This window comes from Luteibacter sp. RCC_6_2 (assembly GCF_041360655.1).
Lineage (GTDB): Bacteria > Pseudomonadota > Gammaproteobacteria > Xanthomonadales > Rhodanobacteraceae > Luteibacter.
In genome coordinates this window covers 42,411-63,551 of the sequence record NZ_JBFUPQ010000009.1, presented here as the reverse complement: position 1 = coordinate 63,551, position 21,141 = coordinate 42,411, and the positions used below count along the sequence as shown (strand labels likewise).

The 21,141-nt window shown below is 65.8% G+C and carries 28 protein-coding genes and 1 tRNA gene; 22 read left to right on the top strand and 7 right to left on the bottom strand.

Translation table 11 applies throughout. The features are described 5' to 3' along the window. Window positions 1–243: 243 nt before the first annotated feature. A complete protein-coding gene (gene speD, locus AB6730_RS11595) occupies window positions 244–1,029 on the top strand; it encodes an adenosylmethionine decarboxylase (RefSeq protein WP_089981013.1) in 786 nt (261 codons plus the stop codon). Between the two features lie 315 nt (window positions 1,030–1,344). Continuing rightward, entirely contained in the window at window positions 1,345–2,031 is a 687-nt protein-coding gene (locus tag AB6730_RS11590) for an extensin family protein (RefSeq protein WP_371023764.1), read from the top strand. 8 nt (window positions 2,032–2,039) lie between these two features. On the opposite strand, the gene coq7 is transcribed toward AB6730_RS11590, so the two are convergent. Beyond that, window positions 2,040–2,681 (bottom strand): 2-polyprenyl-3-methyl-6-methoxy-1,4-benzoquinone monooxygenase, encoded by a 642-nt coding sequence (gene coq7 / locus AB6730_RS11585; protein ID WP_371023763.1) that lies wholly within the window; start codon window positions 2,679–2,681, stop codon window positions 2,040–2,042. A gap of 266 nt (window positions 2,682–2,947) precedes the next feature. On the opposite strand from coq7, the gene rplM reads away from it, so the two are divergent. The 4 genes from rplM (at window position 2,948) to AB6730_RS11565 (ending at window position 4,541) form a co-directional block, all read left to right on the top strand. After that, window positions 2,948–3,376: a 50S ribosomal protein L13 gene (gene rplM, locus AB6730_RS11580; RefSeq protein WP_306851138.1), complete on the top strand. Its 429-nt coding sequence runs from the start codon at window positions 2,948–2,950 to the stop codon at window positions 3,374–3,376. A 9-nt stretch (window positions 3,377–3,385) separates the two neighbouring features. After that, the gene (gene rpsI, locus AB6730_RS11575; RefSeq protein ID WP_371023762.1) at window positions 3,386–3,778 is read left to right on the top strand and encodes a 30S ribosomal protein S9; all 393 of its coding nucleotides are present in this window, start codon (window positions 3,386–3,388) and stop codon (window positions 3,776–3,778) included. A gap of 57 nt (window positions 3,779–3,835) precedes the next feature. Next, window positions 3,836–3,909, top strand: a tRNA-Gln gene (locus AB6730_RS11570). A 143-nt stretch (window positions 3,910–4,052) separates the two neighbouring features. Then, the gene (locus tag AB6730_RS11565; RefSeq protein WP_371023761.1) at window positions 4,053–4,541 is read left to right on the top strand and encodes a hypothetical protein; all 489 of its coding nucleotides are present in this window, start codon (window positions 4,053–4,055) and stop codon (window positions 4,539–4,541) included. A gap of 54 nt (window positions 4,542–4,595) precedes the next feature. Here the strand turns inward: AB6730_RS11565 and AB6730_RS11560 are convergent, their stop codons facing one another. Further along, the gene (locus tag AB6730_RS11560) at window positions 4,596–4,970 is read right to left on the bottom strand and encodes a hypothetical protein (RefSeq protein ID WP_371023760.1); all 375 of its coding nucleotides are present in this window, start codon (window positions 4,968–4,970) and stop codon (window positions 4,596–4,598) included. 9 nt (window positions 4,971–4,979) lie between these two features. Beyond that, a complete protein-coding gene (locus AB6730_RS11555; RefSeq protein ID WP_371023759.1) occupies window positions 4,980–8,261 on the bottom strand; it encodes a winged helix-turn-helix domain-containing protein in 3,282 nt (1,093 codons plus the stop codon). Between the two features lie 221 nt (window positions 8,262–8,482). On the opposite strand from AB6730_RS11555, the gene AB6730_RS11550 reads away from it, so the two are divergent. Then, complete coding sequence (locus AB6730_RS11550; RefSeq protein WP_371023758.1) at window positions 8,483–9,136, top strand: response regulator; 654 nt, start codon at window positions 8,483–8,485, stop codon at window positions 9,134–9,136. A 34-nt stretch (window positions 9,137–9,170) separates the two neighbouring features. On the opposite strand, the gene AB6730_RS11545 is transcribed toward AB6730_RS11550, so the two are convergent. Further along, window positions 9,171–11,048 carry a hypothetical protein gene (locus tag AB6730_RS11545; RefSeq protein WP_371023757.1) on the bottom strand — a complete coding sequence of 626 codons (1,878 nt, stop codon included), beginning with the start codon at window positions 11,046–11,048 and terminating at the stop codon, window positions 9,171–9,173. Window positions 11,049–11,259: 211 nt separating this feature from the next. Here AB6730_RS11545 and AB6730_RS11540 point away from each other — a divergent pair, with 211 nt between their 5' ends. From AB6730_RS11540 to AB6730_RS11495, 10 genes are all read left to right on the top strand, one after another. Beyond that, on the top strand, window positions 11,260–11,820 hold the full coding sequence (locus tag AB6730_RS11540; RefSeq protein WP_371023756.1) for a glycoside hydrolase family 108 protein: 561 nt from the start codon (window positions 11,260–11,262) through the stop codon (window positions 11,818–11,820). A gap of 3 nt (window positions 11,821–11,823) precedes the next feature. Continuing rightward, complete coding sequence (locus tag AB6730_RS11535) at window positions 11,824–12,357, top strand: DUF2589 domain-containing protein (RefSeq protein ID WP_371023755.1); 534 nt, start codon at window positions 11,824–11,826, stop codon at window positions 12,355–12,357. Window positions 12,358–12,429: 72 nt separating this feature from the next. Next, on the top strand, window positions 12,430–13,071 hold the full coding sequence (locus AB6730_RS11530; RefSeq protein ID WP_371023754.1) for a DUF2589 domain-containing protein: 642 nt from the start codon (window positions 12,430–12,432) through the stop codon (window positions 13,069–13,071). A 69-nt stretch (window positions 13,072–13,140) separates the two neighbouring features. Further along, window positions 13,141–13,401 carry a hypothetical protein gene (locus AB6730_RS11525; RefSeq protein ID WP_306851118.1) on the top strand — a complete coding sequence of 87 codons (261 nt, stop codon included), beginning with the start codon at window positions 13,141–13,143 and terminating at the stop codon, window positions 13,399–13,401. Window positions 13,402–13,410: 9 nt separating this feature from the next. Further along, entirely contained in the window at window positions 13,411–13,860 is a 450-nt protein-coding gene (locus tag AB6730_RS11520; protein WP_371023753.1) for a hypothetical protein, read from the top strand. Beyond that, complete coding sequence (locus AB6730_RS11515; RefSeq protein WP_371023752.1) at window positions 13,857–14,021, top strand: hypothetical protein; 165 nt, start codon at window positions 13,857–13,859, stop codon at window positions 14,019–14,021. The genes AB6730_RS11520 and AB6730_RS11515 overlap by 4 nt, the downstream gene beginning before the upstream one ends. A 13-nt stretch (window positions 14,022–14,034) precedes the next feature. Further along, window positions 14,035–14,445: a hypothetical protein gene (locus tag AB6730_RS11510; RefSeq protein WP_371023751.1), complete on the top strand. Its 411-nt coding sequence runs from the start codon at window positions 14,035–14,037 to the stop codon at window positions 14,443–14,445. A gap of 9 nt (window positions 14,446–14,454) precedes the next feature. Further along, on the top strand, window positions 14,455–14,781 hold the full coding sequence (locus AB6730_RS11505; RefSeq protein WP_371023750.1) for a hypothetical protein: 327 nt from the start codon (window positions 14,455–14,457) through the stop codon (window positions 14,779–14,781). After that, window positions 14,778–15,074 carry a hypothetical protein gene (locus tag AB6730_RS11500; protein ID WP_371023749.1) on the top strand — a complete coding sequence of 99 codons (297 nt, stop codon included), beginning with the start codon at window positions 14,778–14,780 and terminating at the stop codon, window positions 15,072–15,074. Before AB6730_RS11505 ends, AB6730_RS11500 begins: the two co-directional genes overlap by 4 nt. A gap of 194 nt (window positions 15,075–15,268) precedes the next feature. Further along, a complete protein-coding gene (locus AB6730_RS11495; protein ID WP_371023748.1) occupies window positions 15,269–15,721 on the top strand; it encodes a hypothetical protein in 453 nt (150 codons plus the stop codon). A 53-nt stretch (window positions 15,722–15,774) separates the two neighbouring features. On the opposite strand, the gene AB6730_RS11490 is transcribed toward AB6730_RS11495, so the two are convergent. The 3 genes from AB6730_RS11490 to AB6730_RS11480 all read right to left on the bottom strand — a co-directional run bounded on the left by AB6730_RS11490 (window position 15,775) and on the right by AB6730_RS11480 (window position 18,139). Beyond that, on the bottom strand, window positions 15,775–16,710 hold the full coding sequence (locus AB6730_RS11490) for an MASE1 domain-containing protein (protein ID WP_371023747.1): 936 nt from the start codon (window positions 16,708–16,710) through the stop codon (window positions 15,775–15,777). Between the two features lie 206 nt (window positions 16,711–16,916). Further along, a complete protein-coding gene (locus AB6730_RS11485; protein WP_371023746.1) occupies window positions 16,917–17,558 on the bottom strand; it encodes an NrsF family protein in 642 nt (213 codons plus the stop codon). Next, the gene (locus tag AB6730_RS11480) at window positions 17,555–18,139 is read right to left on the bottom strand and encodes a sigma-70 family RNA polymerase sigma factor (RefSeq protein ID WP_371023745.1); all 585 of its coding nucleotides are present in this window, start codon (window positions 18,137–18,139) and stop codon (window positions 17,555–17,557) included. Before AB6730_RS11480 ends, AB6730_RS11485 begins: the two co-directional genes overlap by 4 nt. 257 nt (window positions 18,140–18,396) lie before the next feature. Between AB6730_RS11480 and AB6730_RS11475 the strand changes: the two genes are divergently transcribed. From AB6730_RS11475 to AB6730_RS11455, 5 genes are all read left to right on the top strand, one after another. Then, window positions 18,397–18,675, top strand: a complete 279-nt coding sequence (locus AB6730_RS11475) for a DUF2282 domain-containing protein (RefSeq protein ID WP_371023744.1) — start codon at window positions 18,397–18,399, stop codon at window positions 18,673–18,675. 6 nt (window positions 18,676–18,681) lie between these two features. Beyond that, entirely contained in the window at window positions 18,682–19,518 is an 837-nt protein-coding gene (locus AB6730_RS11470) for a DUF692 domain-containing protein (RefSeq protein ID WP_371023743.1), read from the top strand. Further along, complete coding sequence (locus tag AB6730_RS11465) at window positions 19,515–20,249, top strand: putative DNA-binding domain-containing protein (RefSeq protein ID WP_371023742.1); 735 nt, start codon at window positions 19,515–19,517, stop codon at window positions 20,247–20,249. Before AB6730_RS11470 ends, AB6730_RS11465 begins: the two co-directional genes overlap by 4 nt. Window positions 20,250–20,258: 9 nt before the next feature. Beyond that, the gene (locus AB6730_RS11460; RefSeq protein WP_371023741.1) at window positions 20,259–20,729 is read left to right on the top strand and encodes a DoxX family protein; all 471 of its coding nucleotides are present in this window, start codon (window positions 20,259–20,261) and stop codon (window positions 20,727–20,729) included. 89 nt (window positions 20,730–20,818) lie between these two features. Beyond that, entirely contained in the window at window positions 20,819–21,088 is a 270-nt protein-coding gene (locus AB6730_RS11455) for a hypothetical protein (RefSeq protein WP_371023740.1), read from the top strand. Window positions 21,089–21,141: the final 53 nt, after the last annotated feature.

The following is a 21,141-nucleotide window of genomic DNA, read 5'->3' as shown; positions in this document are numbered from 1 at the left end:
GGGATTATTGCAGACATCCGGGCGCCAAAATCCACCATTTGGGGGGAGGGGCGCGCCGCGTGTTCAAATCTTCGCCATCTTGCCCCATAATTTCACCCCCTCGGCGTCCAGACCCCTTGTCTTACGTCGTACACAAGCGCCGGGCAGACTTCTCGTCTCGTTCGTCGTCTTTCATCTTTGCGGGGACCCTTGCTGCTAACCCGCGTCTGCTGCTGGCCGTTCCCCCGGCCTCGGAGAGTCGCTGTGGTCAAACCGCTTCCCCGCCTTCGCCTGCAAGGTTTCAACAACCTTACCAAGGCGCTGAGCTTCAACATCTACGATATCTGCTATGCCGTTTCCGAACAGCAGCGGCAGAACTATATCGAGTACATCGACGAACAGTACGACGCCGATCGTCTGACCCAGATCCTGACGGACGTGGCGGAGATCATCGGCGCGAACATCCTGAACATCGCCCGCCAGGACTACGATCCCCAGGGCGCGTCGGTCACCATCCTCATTTCCGAGGAGCCGGTGGTCGAGAAGCTCGGCCGCGACACGATCTCGGGCGCCGTCGTGGCGCACATGGACAAGAGCCACATCACCGTCCATACGTACCCGGAAACCCACCCGCACAACGGCATCGCCACTTTCCGCGCCGATATCGACGTGGCCACCTGTGGTGTCATCTCGCCGCTGAAGGCCCTGAACTACCTGATCGACAGCTTCGAGTCGGACATCGTGATCGCCGATTACCGCGTGCGTGGCTTCACGCGCGACGTGAAGGGCAAGAAGCACTTCATGGATCACAAGATCAACTCGGTGCAGGACTACCTGGCCAAGCACATCCGCCAGAAGTACGAGATGTTCGACGTGAACGTGTACCAGGAGAACATCTTCCACACGAAGATGCACATCAAGGACTTCGACCTCGACACCTACCTCTTCGAGGCCCAGGCCGACGACCTCTCCTTCAAGGAGCGCCAGCGCATCGAATCGCTGCTCCGCCGGGAAATCGAGGAACTCTTCCACGGCCGCAACCTGATGTGATGAAAAACCCCGCGAAAGCGGGGTTTTTTCTTGGTACCGATGGAACGACCGCCGTGGGGGAAGGGCCGCCATGGAGGAGAGCTGCCGAGGAGGGAAGCTGCTCGGGTGGGAGCCGACCTTGTCGGCGATCCCGCGGCAGCGGGCCAGGCTACGGCAAGCACCCATCGCCGACAGGGTCGGCTCCCACCAGAGCCTCTCCCTTGGGCTTCTTCCTTGCGCCTCTCCCTTGAGTTGAGCCTCTCTCTCGGACCGCTCCTTGGCATCGAGGCCTGATGAGGCATCCGGTCTTCACGTGCGCCGCTTTAGCGTCGTTTCATGCGTCCGCTGCTGCTCTTCCTCCTGCTCTTGGCCCTGGTCGCCGCCGCGTGGCTCGGCGGCTGGCGCCCGCCCGATCACTACAACCCCTGGGCTCCGCTCGATCTCCGGGCGGAGCCGGACATGTTCCTGCGCTTCAAGCTGGCCCGGCTCGGTGACAACCCCGCCATGTGCCACGCGGCGCTGCGAGACGCCGGGGCGGTCTTCACCCCGCTTGCGGATCGCCAGGAGGCCGGCGGCTGCGGGTGGACGGACGCGGTGCGTCTGTCGTCGATCGGCGAGGCGCGGTTGGCCTCGCCGGCGATGGTCACCTGTCCGCTCGCGGCATCCCTTGTGTTGTTCCAGCGCCGCGTGGTCCAGCCCGAGGCCGAGGCCGCGTTCGGATCGCCGGTGCGAACGATCGATCACGTCGGCAGCTATGCCTGCCGCAACGTCTATCACCGGGACCAGGCGCCGTTGAGTCGCCACGCCAAGGCCGATGCCATCGACGTGACCGGCTGGCGCCTGGCGAACGGAAGACGGCTGAGCGTGGAGAAAGACTGGACCAGCCGGGACGGCTCGGTCTTCCTGCGCGGCGTGCAACGCGATGGCTGCCGCTATTTCGGCGCCTTCCTCGGCCCCGACTACAACGCGGCGCATCGCACGCACTTCCACCTGCAAGGAGGCGGTTTCGGCGCCTGCCGCTGAGGCGCCGCTCAGAGGCGATAGGCGACGGTCTTCATCACCGTGGAGGCGGCGTGCATCAGGCGCGGCAGGGGCCAGGGCAGGTCGATGCCGCCACGGGCCTGCGCGGCATCGGCGTGGCGGACCTCGTCGGCCTGCATCTGGCGGAGGATGGCGCGGGAGCGCTCGTCCTGCGAGGGCAGGCGTTCCAGGTGCTCGGCAAGGTGAGCTTCCACCTGGCGTTCGGTCTCGACAACGAAGCCCAGGCTGATCGGATCGCCGACGGCCGCCGCGGCCACGCCGATGGCGTAACTGCCCGCGTACCAGAGCGGATTGAGCAGGCTGGGACGGCTGTCGAGCTGCTTCAGGCGCTCAGCGCACCAGGCCAGGTGGTCGGTTTCCTCCTGCGCGGCGTGCATGAGGTGCCGGTGTGTCTCTTCCGTGCGTGCGAGCGCCGCCTGGCCCACGTAAAGCGCCTGGGCGCACACCTCCCCGACATGGTTGATCCGCATCAGTCCGGCGGCGTGGCGCCGCTCGGCATCATCCATGGGCGCATCCGGCACCGCGTCGCCCGGAGAGCGCTGAACGGGCTCCGGCGAGCCCGCGACGGCCTCCATGGCGCGTTCGAGGCCGGAAATCAGGCGGTCGAGGCGGTTCAGCGAGCGAACGGACATGGGGACTCCTGACGTACGGGGATGACACACGTTACAATGCCCACAGCCCGATGCCAGGTGAAGGCACTGCGGCCGCTTGTCGCGGTCGCCTTCCCATTGACCGGGCAGGCTTGTGAAGCGGCCCGGTCATCATGTTATGATTGTCGGCCCAAAGCTCACGTGCAACGTGGGCTTGCGCGATGAGGGAAAAGTCCGCTATTCTCTCGCGCCTTTGCTTTCACCGATTCCGTGTTCCGTCTGTCCAGGCGGCAAACCAGGTATTTGAAATGAAAACGTTCACCGCCAAGCCGGAAAGCGTCAAGCGCGATTGGTTCGTGGTTGATGCCACGAACAAGACCCTGGGTCGCCTGTCGACCGAGGTTGCGCGTCGCCTCCGCGGCAAGCACAAGCCCGAGTTCACCCCGCACGTCGATACCGGCGACTACATCGTCGTGATCAACGCCGAGAAGGTGGCCGTGACCGGTGCCAAGCTGGACGACAAGATGTACCACCGCTTCACCGGCTACGTCGGCAACCTGAAGACCACGAGTCTCAAGGATCTGCTGGCCACGCACCCGGAGCGCGTGATCGAGATCGCCGTCAAGGGCATGCTGCCGAAGAACCCGCTGGGTCGCGCCATGTACCGTAAGCTCAAGGTGTACGGCGGCGCCGAACACCCGCACACCGCACAGCAGCCGCAGGCGCTGGAAATCTAAGGAATCGACATGGCTATCCAGCAGAATTACGGTACCGGCCGCCGCAAGACCTCCGCCGCCCGCGTGTTCCTCCGCAAGGGCACCGGTGGCATCGTCGTCAACGGCAAGCCGATCGAGCAGTTCTTCGGTCGTGAGACCTCGCGCATGATCGTGCGCCAGCCGCTCGAACTGACCGACAACGTCGAGAAGTTCGACATCATGGTGACGGTCGCCGGTGGCGGCATCACGGGTCAGGCCGGCGCCATCCGTCTCGGCATCGCCCGCGCCCTCGTCGAATACGACGAAGCGCTGAAGTCGCCGCTGCGCAAGGCTGGTTTCATGACCCGCGACGCCCGCGAAGTCGAGCGTAAGAAGGTCGGTCTCCACAAGGCCCGCCGCGCCACGCAGTTCTCGAAGCGCTAATCCAAGCGCTTCAAAGTTCGACGCACCAAGGTCAGAGCGCGTCGAATCCCGGTTTATTGGGAGATCGTCTAACGGTAGGACAACGGACTCTGACTCCGTTTATCTAGGTTCGAATCCTAGTCTCCCAGCCAAACAAGAAAGGGCCTCGAGAAATCGAGGCCCTTTTCTTTTTGGTTCTTCTCGGAAACGCGCACAAATCAGCATTTACCCGATGTCGGCCACATGAGCCGCTGGCTACCTTGCCAGCACACCATCCGACAACGAGGTACGCCCCATGCTTCCCGATCTTCCGCGTCCCAAGCAGGCCACGATCTACGCCCTCGTCGGCGATCTGTGGGAAAACAACGGCAGCATCCAATACGTGGCCCATGCGATCACCGCCGGTGGTACCGCGACACGGTTGCGCGATGTGATCGAAGGCTCGGGCAAGGGCCCGGCGAACCATCCGGATCAGCTCTATTGGGACTCGAAGCGCATCGCCAAGGTGGCTGGCGTCCAGCGCATCGAGATCGATTGCACGCTCATGCCGTGCGATGGCGAATTCGATGGATGCCTGTTTCGTGTCCCCGCCCTGGTCGCCGCCTGCGGTTATGCCAACGTGCCGCTGCGGATCTTCTCGCACCGTGACGAGGGCGCGGGTGGTGGCGGCAGCACGAAGCGGTACTTCCTTTGCAACACCGGGCAGAAGAACGCCGAATTGAAGGCCGCCTTCGCGCAACACGGTGGCTGGGGCTGGACGCCTTGGAATGGCACGTACGCGTGATGCGTTGAAGCACTAAAGCCAGATCCCCTGCCGAAGCAGGGGATCCCCGGATCGTCAGGGCGTGGGATCGTTCGTGACCTGGGGGTCCAGGCCGATGTTCTGCTGCTTGTCCCGATCCTTGACCACGACCAGCACGACGGTGAGTTGCTTTACCGTATTGGCGTGCAATACGCGAATCGCGTTGCCGTTCTCGATGACTTCGACGCCGCTGAACTGGCTGCGCGCGTCGGTCGTGAAGAGGTCGGCCATCTGGAAGCGGTCATGGTGCTTGCCCGACAGGCGGTAGACGATCTCGGTATTGCCTTCGGTCACGTGCACACGATCGGGATCGAACGTGTAGTTGTACTTGCGATCGCTGGTCTGGCCCTGGCCCGGCGGGGCGTCGGTGATGGTGAGCGATACGTCGATGATGGCGTTGGGACTGGGCACGCGTTTCTCCTAGGGTGAATGGACGAACGACTCGAACGCCGGCGCGCGATACTCCGCATGGCGCAAACGTTCCAGATAGGTTTCCGCTTCCCCGCCGCGCCCCAGCAACAGGAGGGCGCGGACGTACGGATCGAGTAGCCGGGGATCACTGCTGTGCGCCGCCTGTGCTTGCAGCTCGTCCACCGCCCGGCGCCAATGCGTGGCCGCTTCGTCGTGGAATCCCAGGGCCACGGAGGCTTCGCCTTCGGCGATGCTCGCCGAAGCCGCCAACAGGCGGGTGGAAGAATTGGGCTTGGAACCGGGCGCGGGCCTGAGCAGGTTCGTCGCATCGACAGCGGCCTGCAGTGCCTGCTTCGCCGCCCCACCGCGCAGGAGCGCGATGCTCCGGTAAGTCCGGTTCAGGGCGAGCACGTTGCGCCAGTCGACGACGCCTGCGTCGATCGCAAGCAGGCTACGCAGCAGTCGCTCCCCCTCATCGAGCCAGTGTGCCGCTCGCGGAGCGTCGCCCATGGCGAGTGCGAGCCAGCCTTGTTGAGTCCGTGTCCACGCGAGATCGCGTTGCCAGCCACGATTGTCGGGAACGTCGCGAACGAGTGCGGCGAATGTCGTGGCGGACGACGCATAGCCATCCGCGGCATCCGCCACCTGGCCGAGGTCGGCCTGGGCCCTCGCCACGTGAAGTCCGGCGAGCGCATGGCGATACAGCCATCGGTTCGTCGGTGGTCCGTCTTCACGGGCCGCAAGGACGGCTTGCCGTTCCATTTCCAGCATGCGAAGCGCTGGCCGCAGGTCGCCCCGTTGCTGTTCGGCCATCGCCATCCAGCTCATCGTGTCAGCCAGCTCCAGCCACGTGGGCCGGTCGGTGGGGCGCATGCCGAGAACGCGGTGCTTGAACCGCGCGGACGTGCCGAAGTACGCCAGGGCTTCGTCCAACCGGTCCGCGCGGAGCGCAGCGGAGCCGAGGCAATTGTTCGCATAGGACAGTTCGAGCCATGCGTCCGGATCGTCCGGTTCGAGGGTCGCGCGCCGCGTCGCATCGTCGAGGTAATCCAGCCACGCTTGACGTGCATCGTCGGCGCGTCCACGGCTGGAAGCGATCTGTGCGCGCCAGAAATCGATCTTGCCTCGCTCGGCATAGGCCGCGGGCGTGCCGGCCGCGGTAGCGAAGAGATGGCGCAGGCTGGCGTCCGCGGCGAGAAAGGCCTGTCCGGCGGCGTCGACGTCGCCACGGGCATAACGGATCTCGCCGACTTGCCGTAACGCCCGCGCCTGGCGGAGCACCGCTTCGGGAACATCCGCCTGCCAATCGTGGCCCAGGACCAACATGGCCCTGCGCGTCACGTCGTCGAGCAGGTCGAGGCGCCCGAGCGCATCCAGCCGCTCGTACATATCGCCAAGCATGAAATCGAGCAGTCCTTCCGCATCCGCGCGTCGTGCCTCCGCGTGAATTTCCGCTCGCCGTGCATCCACCGCCGCCAGCGAGGACACGACGGACAGGATGACGATGGCCACGGACATGGCGGCAAAGGCAGCGGCACGAAGGCGTGCGTGCCGGAGCGACCGGCGCACGAATTCGCGCTGCCGCTCGGTGAGTGGTGGTTGCGCACCCCGGTAAAGCAGCCGGGCATCCGCAAGAAGCTGCCCGCGAGGAAGCAGATGTTCGCGTCGGCGCTCTTCGTCGAACCACCGTTTGCTCATGGTGGCGATACGCGAGCGTGAACGCAGCATGGCCCGGTGCGCGTCGATCCATGTTCCCACGCGTGGCCAGTGCCTCAACAGCGCTTCGTGGGCGACGGTGAAGCAGGGTTCGTCATCTTCGAGCAGGCTCACCAGCAAGCGGGCGTCGACGAGATCGTGCAGGAGGATGCGCTCATCCTCATCGAGGTCCCGCCAACGCACCACCCGTGCCGTGACCTCGTCCCCGTCGCTGGCGAGGGCGACGAGCCTGTTCAGGATGCGCGGAAAAGCGGAGGTGGCAACCGGACCCAATCCGTCCAACACCTGTTCGGCGCGCAGCCCGAGTGCGCCTTCGATGCCGCCGAGACGCCGGTATGTGGCGAAGGTCAACGTGCCGGTGGCATCGCGAGATTCGTAGAGCGCCTGTAGCGTGTATTGCAGCAGCGGCAGGCTCCCCACGCGCCGGCACGCCGTCTCGATCAACACATCGTCCAGTTGCCGCTCGCTGGCACCATCGCGTTCGAAATGCAGGCCGGCGGCGACGGCGGGCAGCCGGATCATCTGCGCCACCTCGCCCGGTCCGGGCGCGGCAAGATCGTACGAGGCGCCGTCGCGCTTGAGCGCGAGGAGTTCCGGAAGCGCCATCAACTGCGGATAGAAATCATTGCGGCAAAGTGCGAGGACCGCCACCTTTCCGCTACGGGCCAGCCGCCTCAGGGCGGAAACGAGGGTGGCGGCGTCCGCTGTCGTCGACGCGCCGGTGACCAGCCCCTCCAGCGCGTCCACGACGAGCAGCAACACATCGCCCTCCGACGCGCCGCGTGCTTCGGACAGGCACAGCGCGATGCGCCGTATGACGAAGTCCATGTCGTCGTCGAGCGCGCGGACGAGGGCGCGCCGCTCGGTGTCCACGAAGATCGGCCGGCCGCGAATTTCCCATCGGGTCATCGCCAGCGCCAGCGCCTCCAACGGCGTGAGGCCGGGCGTCCGGCTCGCCATGGCCGAGCAGGCCAGCGCACGAAGGCCATCGTATCCGCCATCGTTCAACAGGGCGGGAACGACGCCTGCCTGGATCAACGACGATTTGCCGCAGCCGCTGGGACCGGCCACCAGCACGAACGCGCAGCCGGCGCGGTGCTGCCGCACGATGGCTTCCAGCACGTCGGCGGTCGCGCGCGCGCGGCCGAAGAACACATCGGCGTCGTCGCCGCCGAAGGCGAGCAATCCCCGGTAGGGGGAACCGCCGTGCCAGCTTCGTGCGGCGATGCCGGTGCTGCGTCCGTCCGCGAACGTCACGGCGGCGACGACCTGGTACCCGCGCTTGCGCACCGTGGCGATGTAGCGCGGCGCGCGCGCATCGTCGTGCAGGGCCTTGCGCAACAGGGCGACGGTCTTGTGCACCGGGTTGTCGCCATAGAACGTGCCGCGCCAGCAGTCGGTGAGCAGTTGCTCGGCGCTGACCACCTTGCCACCCGTTCCCGCGAGGTAGGTGAGCACGTCGATCAGCTTGGGCTCGAGCACCAGGCGCTCGTCGCGGCGTTCGATCGAGCGCTGCGCAGGCCGCACGGTCCAGTCGCCAAAGCTGAAAAAGACGGGATCTTGCGTGCGCTGCATGTCCCCATTCCCGCCGCCGGCGTATGCGGCGGCCACGGTAAGTCCCTGCTTCGACAGGGATGTCCCAACCGTAAGGTTTCCGGAAGGACGCGCGCCCACGCCAACCCCGAGCGTGCGCACACCTTCCATCCGGATTCCCCCATGCATGGTCTTCCGCTGTACGGGCGCCACGCCGGCCGCATTCTGTCACACGCCTCCCCACGTCACCACGGACCGTCGCTGTGACCCGCGTCACGCTTGTGCTGGCTGACGAGCAGGCGCTCTTCCGCGAGGGTGTCGCGGCCTTGCTTGCCGCCGATGCGCGGTTCCACATCGTCGGAAGCGTGGGTGACGGAAGGGACTGCGTACGCCTCGCCTTGCGCCATCCGCCGGACTTGTTGATCTTCGACTGCGCCATGCATGGCCTGAGCGGCCTCGAGGCGGCACGCCGGATCGCTCCCCGCTGTCCGGAAACGCGCATGCTCTGCCTGTCGGCGTATGAGGATTCACGCTGGGTGCGTGCCGCCTTCGACGCCGGTGCCCACGGCTACGTGCTGAAGCGGAGCGGCTTCGAGGTCCTGCACGAGGCGATAGAGACGGTGTTGCACTCGCGCTACTTCGTAAGCCCCGACATCGCGCACTTGCTCGTCGGCAAGGGCAGGGGCCGTGGTGGGCCGGCGCTGGGTGAACCGGTCGTGCTGAGCGCGCGCGAGCGCGAGATCACCCAACTCTTCGCGGAGGGCTACGCCACGCGGGAGATCGCGGAGCGCCTGCACGTGAGTGTGAAGACGGTCGGGACACATCGCGAACACATCATGGCGAAGCTAGGCCTCCACGGCATCGCGCAACTGACGCGTTACGCGATCCGCGAAGGACTGACCACGCTGGACCCGTGAAGGCCGCCGCCTTCGCAGACGGCGGCCTTCGATGTCACTTGCGCAAGGCGTGCCGCGTGTTCTCCCGCAACGCGACCAGGTTCGAGGCTTTGTAGAAGGCGCGGTCGACGGCGGCATGGCCGAACACTTCGCCGCGTGCGTCCTGTAGCGTGCCGTGGCGGATGCCTTTCCATTTGCCCGGGCGCAGCCAGATCTTCATCCCCTCGGTATCCAGGCCGAAACCGGCGCGGTCCGCCAGGGTGTCGACGAACCGACGCAACGCCAGGGTTACGGCCTCGCCGGGCACCTGGCCTGCGTCACGCCAGGCGTGGAGGGCGTGACGCGCGGCCTGTCCGATCTCGTCGAGGCGATCCTGCGCGGGAGCCTCGATGAAGACGTCGGCCTTGCTGGCGGGGAGGCGGGCGCAATCCTTGAGCAAGTCGGTCGCGATCTCGATGAAGAACGGATCGGGTACCACGACGTCCTCACGGCCGTGAACGAGGAAGCCATAGAGGTGCCTCGCGAAAGTCTTGCGCCCCGGCTCGTCGAACACCGGGTCGGAGACGAACCGCCACTCGGCCACCGCGGGCATGCCGCGCTGTCCATCGCCTTCCAGCGGCAGGCCAAGCAAGCCCCAGCGCAGGAGATCGACGTAGTCCGCGCGGGTGAGCCGCTTTTGCCGCAGGTCGCGCTGGAAGGCCTCGACGACGGCTGGCTCGATCACGAGCGGGTCGGCGTTGACGCGCGTGACGAACCCTTTTGCCAGGACAGGCTCCATGCCACGTTCGCCGGGTTCCACGGCGCCGCGGTGGAGCACGATGTCGCGCAAGGCTCGCAAGACCCAGTAATCCTCCATGTTGCAGCCGGTGACTCCCACCGCCGCGAACGCGCGCTTCTGGTCCTCGCCGATGAACCACGACGAGGTGCCGCTGACTTCGGGCTTGGCCGCGTCCCTGGCATACCGTCCCACCAGCTCGGCGATGGCGCTGTCGAGAGCGACGCCGCGCGTCAGGCCCGCTTCTTCCTTGCGCCGGTAACGCTCATCCACATCGACCTGTTCGATCACGAGGTGCGCGTGATGATCGACGAACCATTGGGCCAGCGTGTCGTCGCCGGGCATGGGTGGCAGGTCGAGTCCGGCCTTCGGCGCGAAGTGATAGACCCCGCCCTGCGAGCACAAGGCGATGGAGGGAGACGCTTCGCCATCCGCGTACTCGAGGCCGACGTAGAGGCTGGCGCAGATGGGAGAGAGCGAACCTGGCCGACCGCTGGCGGACGCGCCACCCTGGGCGCCGAAGCAGCTCACGCGCAGCGGCCATTCATGCGTATCGCCCGCACGATGGGCCAGTTCGCTCGAAAGCGCGGAGATCATCTTCAGGAGGAAGATGATGTAGGGAGCCATGAGGCTCGGCTGCAAGCCCATCTCGGGTGCGCGGAACACGACGATGGGCGGCTCTTCCGACGACGCTTCGCCCAGTTCGAACCGTACCACCGAGAGCTGCGGGCCGGCGCCATCCAGGGGCACCTTCAGCTTCGCCTTGCTGCGTAGCGACTGCAGTTCATGCACGTCGATCATCCGGATGACGCGACGGTTCGCCTCACGCAGTCGTGCCTCCCCTTCCTCGTCGCTGGCCAGGAACACCGAGATGGCGCGGGCGAGGATGCTCTCGATGCGTGCGTCCGGTTCGGCGCGGGGGTCCGTATCTTCCGCACCCACGTGCGCGTGTGCGATGTTTCGTATGGGGGCCGCATAACGTTCCAGCGGCCATTCCAGCAGCGGGCCCCGTGGATCGACGAGGCCGCGTTCGATCAGCACGATGGGACGCCGCTTGCCCGCCTCCTTGCGCAATTCGACCTCCAGCAATCCATTCAGGACGGTGTTCACCTCCTCGTCCATGAAGCCCATGTAGACGTCGATCAGTTTATCGCTCATGGCATGTCTCGTTGGCACCGGCTCGTGCCGGCACGACAGCCTGCCGTCGTCGCCGGCGACGACGGCATCGGGCGGATGCTGATTTTTCGCGAACGCGGAATCAGTCTTCTTGAAGGTCTCGAATCAGCGTTTTCCCGATGTCCCGCGTGCCGCGCCAAACCGATAGTGGTTCCCGCCGACGCCATGCCGCGTCGTACCGGAGAACACGCCGATGGCCGACTTCAACAGCTTCCTGCCGACCCTGCTCAAGCACGAGGGCGGTTATGTCAACGATCCGGCCGATCCCGGCGGTGCCACGAACAAGGGCATCACGATCGCCACCTTCAGCCAGTGCGCGCAGCGCCTTCTCGGCATCGCGCCCTCGCTGGATGCGCTACGCGGCCTGACCGATCAGCAAGCCGGCGTGATCTACAAGGCGCTTTATTGGGACGCGATCCGCGGCGACAGGATCGCCCTGCAACCGCTGGCCGAGATCGTGTTCGACTTCCAGGTGAATGCCGGTTCGCAGTCGGCGAAGCTCCTGCAGCGCGTGCTCAACGACCTCGGCGCCCATCCGCCGCTGGTCGTGGATGGCGCGATCGGGGCGGGCACGCTCGCCGCCCTCGACGCAACCGATGCCTATGTGGTCTATGCGCGCTTCAAGCAGGGCAGGGCGGGTTACTACCGCGCGCTCGTGCAGAAACGCCCCGCGCTCGGCAAGTTCCTCAAGGGCTGGCTGAACCGCGTCGCTTCCTTTCCCGACCTGACACCGCCGACGGCGGGGAGTGTGTGACGCATGGCCACGCAGACGTCCCTCAACGATCTCATCGAAGCACTCGCCGGCGCGGTCATCGATGCCCAGGATCGTATCGAGCAACACCAGATGTCGCACCTGAGCGACTACTTCGACGAAGACAACCGCCCCAAGAGCGTCGTCATCCGCATGCCATCGCTGCAGCCGGGCGCGGGCGAGGGCGACGAGGACCTGTATCGCGCACCGATCCTTCCCCTGGTATCCACCAACGTGTTGCGCATCAAGGACGTGGAGATCCGCTTCGACGCGGACCTGGGCAGCCTGATCGAAGACGCGGCGCCTCCGGCCGATGCGCCCGACGCCCCCGCTGAAACACGCGGATGGCGAGTGAGGCCGAGGCCGCCTAAGCCCTATGTGCGCGTGGACACGGCGGTGGGTGCGAGCGATCGCAAGGCCGGGGCCGTCCACGTCGTACTGCGCGTGGAGGGAAGCGAGCCCACCGATGGCGCGGCACGACTGATGAATCATCTCGCACAGACCCAGGGGGTCTTCCAGACGTTCAAGCCCGGCGACTGAGCGGTCGTCCGTCACGAACCGTGGCGCGCATCCGGCGTGCCGCGTCATGCCAACTCGTAAAGGAGTAACGCCATGGCTGACGAACTCGTCAACATGTCCAGCCAGTTCAAGGGCCTGCCGATGGGGGACCTCATCGGGGCCCCACTGAGCGCGGCTTGCGAAGCACAAGTGAAGCTTGCCCAGGCCACCGCCGATTTCATCAAGGTGATCGGCTTCCTGCCGCCTGCCGCCGCGAACGATCCCAACGGTGTCGGCGGCACGCGCACGGCATCGTTCAAGTTCAAGCGGCCGGTCGACAACCCGACGGGTACCGGCATCTTCGAGGAGGAAGTCGAACTCGAAGTGCCGTTGCTGGCGATCGTGAAAGTGCCCAACCTCAGCATCACCAACGTCGACATCACGTTCGACATGGAAGTGAAGTCGTCCTTCAGCCAGAAGGAATCCGAAGACAAGAAGGCCGAGTTCGCGGCCGACATGTCGATCGGCTGGGGCATCTTCTCGGCCAAGGTCCACGTGGCCGGTTCCGTCGCCACGCACAAGGAAAACACGCGCACGTCGGACAACTCGGCGAAGTACCACGTCGCCGTCCATGCCGAGGACAAGGGCATGCCCGAAGGCCTGGCCCGCGTGATGGACATCCTGCAGACCGCTTGCGCGCCCCGCAAGATCGGTCCGGCGGTGGCCGTCACCGATGCGAGCGCGCCGCCGAAGTAAGCACGCCCCTTCCGCGTGCGTCACCCTTCGCGGCGCCCTGGTCGGCGCCGCGATTCACGGAGTCCACCCATGTTCGATCTCACCGATGTGAAGTTCATCAAGCGCGTGGTCGTCGGTAGCGACAATCCGAACCAGATGCGCTCGGAGGCGCAGGTGGAGGAAGCGCGCACGTTGTTGAACCGCTGCCTCACCGAATCGCCACGCGGCTCCATCGTCGGCATCGAGAAGAGCTTCACGATCCTGCAGATCGGCGAGCACCAGGTGGTCCTGCAATGGCTTTGCTATCACGTCGGCTTCCCACGCAAGCCCGGCTGGCTACAGGAACCCTAGGAGACGCCCATGGCCAGTTGCGGATTCGACACCTTGCTTTACGGTTTACGCGAGGCGGTATGCGCCGCCGCCGAATCGCTGGAGGCGCGCCGCCAGGCGTTGCGCCATGACGACGAGACGCACGCGCTGCACGCATGGGTTCCTGTTTCGCCGGAGGCGGATGCCGCGCTGGAGCCGGTGGTCATTCCGCTGCGGATGTTCCGCGACAAGCGCAGGCCACACATCGCGGTGATGTCGATCGAGTTCGAGGGGCGGTTCCTGCTTAGGCAAGAGCGCGGGTCGTCGAAACCCCGGCTTGTCATCGAGATAGGCAAGCGCCGGTTTCGTTGGCTATCGCGGACCGGCATGCACCATGTTCGCATTGCCTACCGTTCGGCCGATGCGTGGCAGCCATGCGTCGAGGTCGATGGACGGTTCGTCGATCTTCCGTCGGTGGCCATGGCGGGGAATGGATCATGAAGCGCCTGACCCGCCTGTACGTGCCCGCGCCATGGGAAGCGGCCCTGTTGGCCGTCGTGGTGCCCTGCGCCGACCGCCGCGGTGGCAGGGCCGTCCTGGCCGCCGTCGTCTTCGCTGTCGTATCGGCGGCCATCGCCGCCGCCTTTTTCTTCCATCCATGATCGGAGGTATCGCATGAATCGTTCAAACCGGTTTGCCCTTCTGGCTACCATGCTGCTTGTCTCGTTCTCGGCAACGATGGCGTCGGCACAACAATCCGTACCCATCAATGGCACATGGCGTGGCGTGCTCACTTCGAGCACGAAGAGCGTGGTGGCCGTGGATGCGCAGTTCGACGCGGCGGGTGTGAACCTGCACTTCGACGAGCCCTACAACTGCCGTATCGCCGCCAGTCTCCTTGTCAGGGAAGGAACGGCGACGCGCTACCGCTTCAAACCGTCGACGAATGGCGGTGACTTCTGCACCCGCCTGTATCCGGGCGACCTCGTCGCGACGCCGGGTGCGAAGCAGGTCTCCCTTTCCATGTCGATGAAGAACGCCACGACCTGGACCGGCACCCTGTCCGGTCCTTCCACCTCGCCCTAGGAGAACGTCATGGACCCCGTCTTGCTTACTCGTTTCTGGTTACTCCTCGCCGCCGTGGGTGGGGCGATCCTTCCCGTGGCACTCAGCAACGAGGAGTCCCGCCGTCGAGCCCTGGTCCAGGTGGTTTGTGGCGCGTTGATGGCGATCTTCCTCGCCCCGGCGCTCGAACGGCGATTCATGCCCGACTCCCCGGCGGAGATCCAGGCGGGCGTGTCGTTCCTGGTCGGCTGTTTCGGACTCAAGCTCGCCGTCATCGCACAGCGGTTGATCGACAACCGCGGGGAGTCGCTGGCGAACCGTGTCATCGATCGCATCGCGGGAGGGGAAGGCAAATGAATCTCGACCTGATGATCGTCAACCTCTGCTGCAGCGCGATTATGTCGCTGTGCGGATTCTGGTTGCTTACCGAGCGTTCGATGTCTCGTGCGGTGCGGATCAACTGCGCCCTGGTCGCTTGCGGTGGCAGCGTCAATTCCCTGGGCATGATCGCGGCGCTAAGCCACTATGGTGGTTTCGCCTATGGCGACATCTGGCCGGGCGAGGCCATCGTCAACGTGGGTGCGGCGGCCCTGATGTTTCGCTGGACCTGGCTTTCACGCAGGCAGCGGAAGAGCGTGGAGTCGACCTGACTCCGGTCCTGAACGAACAGCTGCCCCGGCTATTCAGGAACGTTCGAGGTATGCGCGAATTCGGCAGGTGCCCCGTCGGCGCCCTGATCGATGGGGGAAAGTGGACTGATCGGCCATGGATTCGCCATGGTCGAGTCGCAGGATCTGCGCCATTCCAGGCGCAGACTTGCCTACCAGCCACGAGGACCACGACCATGCGCATCCATGCCCGTTCGTTGCTAGCTTCACTCATCACCCTTTCCGTCGCTCTCGGCACGGGCGCGGTCCAGGCACAAACCTCGCTCTCGGGGCTGGGCCAGGCCTGGCCGAATGCCACCGACGTCAGCAGCAGCCCGAACTACCACGTGTACGTGTTCCAGCGTGGCGGTACCCACTACATCCAGGTCAACGACGCCAACGGAACGGTGCGCGGTGCGTTCGCGCGCACGGCATATAGTCTGGTCGGCTTGCCGATCGGTGTGGATGCCACTCGCCTCGCCACACCGGACGAGCCGCTGCCGGTGCCGGCAAGCACGACGGGTGAGACCGTTTACGACGACGGCTCGGTGAAGTTGTTCGTGGCGCCCCAGTCCGACGGTACGACACAGATGATGATGGTCGGAAGCGAGTGCAAGAATCCTGTCGAATGCACGACGCGAGGTCCATGAACGCATGAAAGACGCGAGCGCCGCTGGGGGACAGGGGAATCTTTAGTTCACCCTCAGCGATGCCCGGGTCTTGCCATGGTTTCGAGATGGGTTGCCGCGATCCGGCGGGCCACGCGTATGCCGAACAACAGCGACGTCGAGATGACGAAGGCAAGGACTACCTGGGCCTGAATCATCGCCGGATTCTGCAACTGGAAGGAGGTCGACGCCATGGCGATGCTGGCGAGCATTCCGCCAATAGCCGTGCCGTGCCATCCATGCCGCCATGTCAGGATAACGACCGGGATCGACATGGCGATACGCGCACACTGCAAGGCACCATCGGTGGTTTGCGAGGCGGCGGCCATCAGCAGAGCAAGTGACGGGATCACGATAATCACCGCGTCGCGCGTCAATGGGCTGCGCCAAATCGACCGCCAGGCGATGACACCACCCGACTGCGCGGCCAGGCGTTCGCGCAAGGCGATGATGGTCGGCGTCAGGGTAAGAGCGCCAAGATAAGACCCCAATGCCCAGGCAAGGAAAATCGGTAAAGTGGGCGACGGCGCAGGAGAGCCGTCATCCATGACTACGGTCGCAAGCACCAGTGAGTTGTCCGTCGCAGTGATCATGGCGCAGACCAACGTTGCGAGCATGATCATGCCCATGTTGATTTGCCCGTCGGGACGCAACAACGTGGTACGGCTTCGTAGCCAGGCGACCGCTGGCATACAGACGAGGATCGGCGGGATGGAAGCGAGAATCGCCCATAGCGTTCCGAAGAGGGACGCATGAAGAACGGCCATCTCGGCAATGGGGAGGGCCTCGCCGACGGCGAGCGCGGGCCAATAGCGTTTTGGCACCATGAGCAGACACGCAAGACGTAGTCCCGCGGTCAGCGTCCAATGCGAAAACGAAAAATAGCGTGTCAGCTCGTAACACGCCGCATAGGCTCCTGCGACGGCGACATATCGCCCCCAGGCAAACGGATCCCTGTTTGTTCCGCCCACGTTATGCCCCTCGCCTCACTCGTCCGGACCGGGTCTGGCCAGGCGATGACGAGGCACTTCATCCACTGGCCGCTGGGTGCCGTGGCGTAGGAAACGGGCTGGCCCGGTTTCGCGACGGCACGACTAGTTTGAAGCTATAGCGGCTTGCCCGCCATCGACTGGAGCCCGTTTCGGACAATTTGCCGATTAAGGGCCCCGATTGAGGGCTACCAGCGTAGCGCGCGCGGCCCGGCCAGGATACCCAGGGCGGCCGGGATAAGCATGCCCAGGAGGTACCAGGTGGACCAGAACGGGGGCGCCATTTCCGGGCAATGCAGGCAATACGCGACCGTTCCCGTGGCCCCCGCCAGCAGGCCGACGGCCGCCCCGGCCAGCCGCGGCCGTACCGGTGCCATGCCACGCACGGCCCAGAGCATGGCGACGAAGGCCGGCATCGCCAGGACGGCGATCAGTACGGGGCATACCCGCCATGTATGGCCGAGGATCAGGGGCAGGTGCGTGCCGGGAGCGGCATGGGCGAGCACCCAGGCCATCGCGACCCAGCCCAGCGCGACGGGCGTGGCCAGCACCGCCCAGGCCCCTCCCACGCGGACGCCCGGCCGGGCGAGTCGTGACGTGACCCATAGTGCCGCCGTGGCGATGGCGCTCGCGTAGACCAGCCGGAACCAGAATGTCGGTACACGGACCGCCTCGCCGATATCGGGACGGACCCCGAGCAGGAGGATCATCAGGAGCAGTGCCCCTCCCAGCCCGGCTACCCAGGCAAGCGCGAAGCGCCGGGCGGGTCCCCGGCGGTCGACGGCGGGGGCCCGGCTGGCCAGCAAGGTGACGAGATCGTTGGTTTTCATGCCCGGCTCCGGATGCGCGCAGCCAATGCCTTCAGGCCGCGGTGGACGCCCACCTTCACCGCCGACTCGGACATGCCGCAGCGCCGTGCCGCTTCGGAAACCGAGAGGCCTTGCAGCTTCACCAGCACGATGGGCAGGCGGTGGCGGTCGGGCAGGGCCTCGAGCAGGACCCCGACATCGCGGCGCGCGTCGGCAGGTTCGACATCCGAGGCGATGAACAGGCCGCCGTCGTCGTCGAAGGGCTCGTGCAGGGCCTCGCGTCGCGAATGGGCCCGAAAGAAATCCATCAGCTTGTAACGGGCGATCGCGTGGACCCAGGCGGTCAATGGCTGCTCCGTGCGATACGTGTGCCGTGCATTGTGCACGGCGAGCAAGGTCTCCTGCAGGATGTCCTCGACGTCCGCCCGGGCGCGGGGAAGACGGCGCCGCAGGTAGGCGCGCAGGTGTCCGGACAGGCCGTCGAGGAACTGTCGATAGCTTGCCGCGTCTCCGGCCAGCCCGGCCACGAAGCAGGCGCGCAATTCGGCCTCGGCCGCCCGCATGCCGCTCGCGTCTTGCCCTTCGGCGGGGCTAGCGATCATCTCCCGGCGTTCCATCGACAAGGATTCAGCCATGTTGGGTGGGGCATCGCAAGAGCCTCGACGGGAGGGGACGCGGCGCCGGGAGGGTGCCGGGAAGGCGGGGGACCAGGGCGACGCGCGGGTGTGCATGTCACGTTATTCGCGGCGCGGCCCGCTTTGGTTACAGCTAAGGAAAAAACTTCGGTGTAACCCTTCGGGCGTCGGACGCGAACTCCCCCTAGACCCGGACATCGTGTCCGTTATCGAAGGAGCATCGCATGAACCGTCACGCCGCCTCGCTTGCCCTCACCCTTGCCGCCCTCGTCGCCGGTGTCGCCCACGCCGACGGGAACCAGGACGCCAGGAAGCCCGCCGTCGAGAAATGCTGGGGCGTGGCCAAGGCGGGACAGAACGACTGCGCCGCCGGTCCGGGCACGACCTGCGCGGGCACGGCGAAGGCCGATTACCAGAAGAACGCCTGGAAGAACGTCCCCGCCGGCACGTGCACGTCGATCAAGACGCCCAACGGCATGGGTTCGCTGACCAAGGTGGGCTGACCCGTCATGCGTGCGCCGCTCGCCGCCGGGCTCGGTTTCAAGCCGCAGCATGTCGATGAGGTGTTGCGCTGCGTCTCGCCGGGGTTGTGGTTCGAGGTCCACCCGGAGAATTACATGGGCGACGGCGGGCCACGCCTGGCGATGCTGGATGCGGTGGCCGACCGTCACCCGCTGTCGTTGCACGGCGTGTCGCTTTCGCTCGCGGCGGCGGCGCCGCCCGACACCGGTCATCTGCGCCGGTTGCGTCGACTCGTGGATCGCGTCCGGCCCGTGCTCGTCTCCGAGCACCTGGCCTGGTCGGCGTGGGGCGGACGCTACATGCCCGACCTGCTGCCTTTCCCGCGCACCCACGAGGCGCTGGCATGCATCGCCGCGAACATCCTGCGCAGCCAGGAAGCGCTGGGACGCCGCATCTCGATCGAGAACCCTTCCCACTACCTCGCGCTCGATGGCCACGACTGGAACGAGACCGATTTCCTGGCCGAACTCGTTCGCCGGACAGGCTGCGGGCTGCTGCTCGATGTCAACAACGTGCATGTCAGCGCGAACAACCTCGGCTTCGATGCCCTTGCCTACCTGCAAGCATTCCCGCTGCACGCCGTCACCGAGATCCATCTCGCCGGGCACGGCGTGGACGAGGACTCTCCCGTGAACCTGTTGATCGATTCGCACGATGCGCCCGTGGGTGAGCCCGTATGGGAACTGTACCGTCACGTGCTGTCGCGGGGCGGACCACGCCCGACCTTGATCGAGCGCGACGGCAACCTGCCGTCGTTCGATGCATTGCTCCGGGAAGGCGCGCGGGCGGGAACGATGCTCGCGGCGCAGGGGCTGGCGGCATGAGCACACTGGCGGATTTCCAGTCAGCCTTCGCGGAGGCGCTCCGCGACGAAGCGTCCACCTTCGTTCCCGCCAGCCAACCTCCTTTCGCCGTCTATCGCAACACCGTGATGCGTGCCTGTCTCGATGCGCTGGAGACGAATTTTCCTGCCGTGCTGTGCCTGGTCGGGCGCGACTGGTTTCGTGCCGCCGCGGCGATCCATGTCACGCGGTCACCGCCACGCGATGTGCGGCTGGCGCGTTATGGAGACGGGTTCCCCGGTTTCCTCGAATCATTCGAACCGGCGGCGGCGTTGCCTTATCTGGCAGACGTGGCCCGCCTGGACAGGCTCTGGAACGAAAGCCTCGATGCCGCGGACGCGGAGCCGCTCGACGTCGACCATCTCGTGGGACTGGCACCTTCAGCATGGGAAGCCGTGCACCTGCGGGTCCACCCGGCGACGCGATGGCTGGCGTCGCCTTTCCCCGTGCTGTCGATCTGGCGGCCGAGCAGGGAGGGTGTCGCGGTCGACGGTGCGCTGGCCTGGCGGTCCGAATGCGCGATCGTCGTGCGCGTGGCCGGCGACGTCAGCGTGCTTCCCGCATCACCCGCCGAACTCACGCTGCTGGAGGCATGCCGGCGGGGCGCCTCGCTGGGTGAGGCCGCCGCCGTCGTGGCCGGGACGCATCCGGACGCATCCATCGAACTCACTTTCTCCGGGCTGTTGCGGTCCGGCGCTTTCACCCATTCCTGAGGACTTGCCATGGCTTCGACCACCATCACCGTCACCGCGCGCCGATCACTGCGAGCGCGCTGGAACGCACTTGTCGACCGCATCGAACGATGGGTCGGACACGACATCCTCGCCCTCGTCGCGAGGCTGTCCATCGCGGCGGTCTTCTTCCAGTCGGGCCGCACGAAGGTGGAAGGCTTGCTCACCATCACCGAGGGTACGTACGAGCTGTTCCGCAGCGAATATAAGATCCCGCTGATTCCGCCGGAGATCGCGGCGCACCTGTCGGCGGGCATCGAGACCTTCGTGCCGATCCTGCTCGTGCTGGGCCTGGCCACCCGTCTTTCCGCGTTCGTCCTCCTGGGGATGACCACGGTGATCGAGATATTCGTCTATCCGGACGCCTGGCCGACCCATTTGTCCTGGGCGGCGATCCAGCTGTATCTCGTCGCCCGCGGCGGTGGTCGTCTTTCTGTCGACCGTGCCCTTGGCATCCGCTGAAAAAAAGGGTATCCAGCTGTAACCGGATGTACCGGTGCGGCGAATTCGTCCATGCCATCCCGGCATTCCTTTCCGTACGGAGAACGACCATGCATACCGCCACCCACAGCATCGCCGCTGCCGCCGCCATCCTCGCCGTATCGGCCGCCGCGATCTCGGCGCCGGCCCACGCCGCCGAACAGGCCGCCGGCAAGACGGTACATTGCTACGGCATCAACAGCTGCAAGGGTACGTCCGATTGCAAGTCGGGCAACCACGAGTGCAAGGGCCAGAACGATTGCAAGGGCCAGGGCTTCAAGGCCGTGTCCGTGCAGGAGTGCACGGCGCAGGGCGGCAGCACCACGCCGCCGGCCAAGTAAGGTTCCTGGAATCATCGCCCGGCCGCTTCGGCGGCCGGGTATCTCGTTCGCGG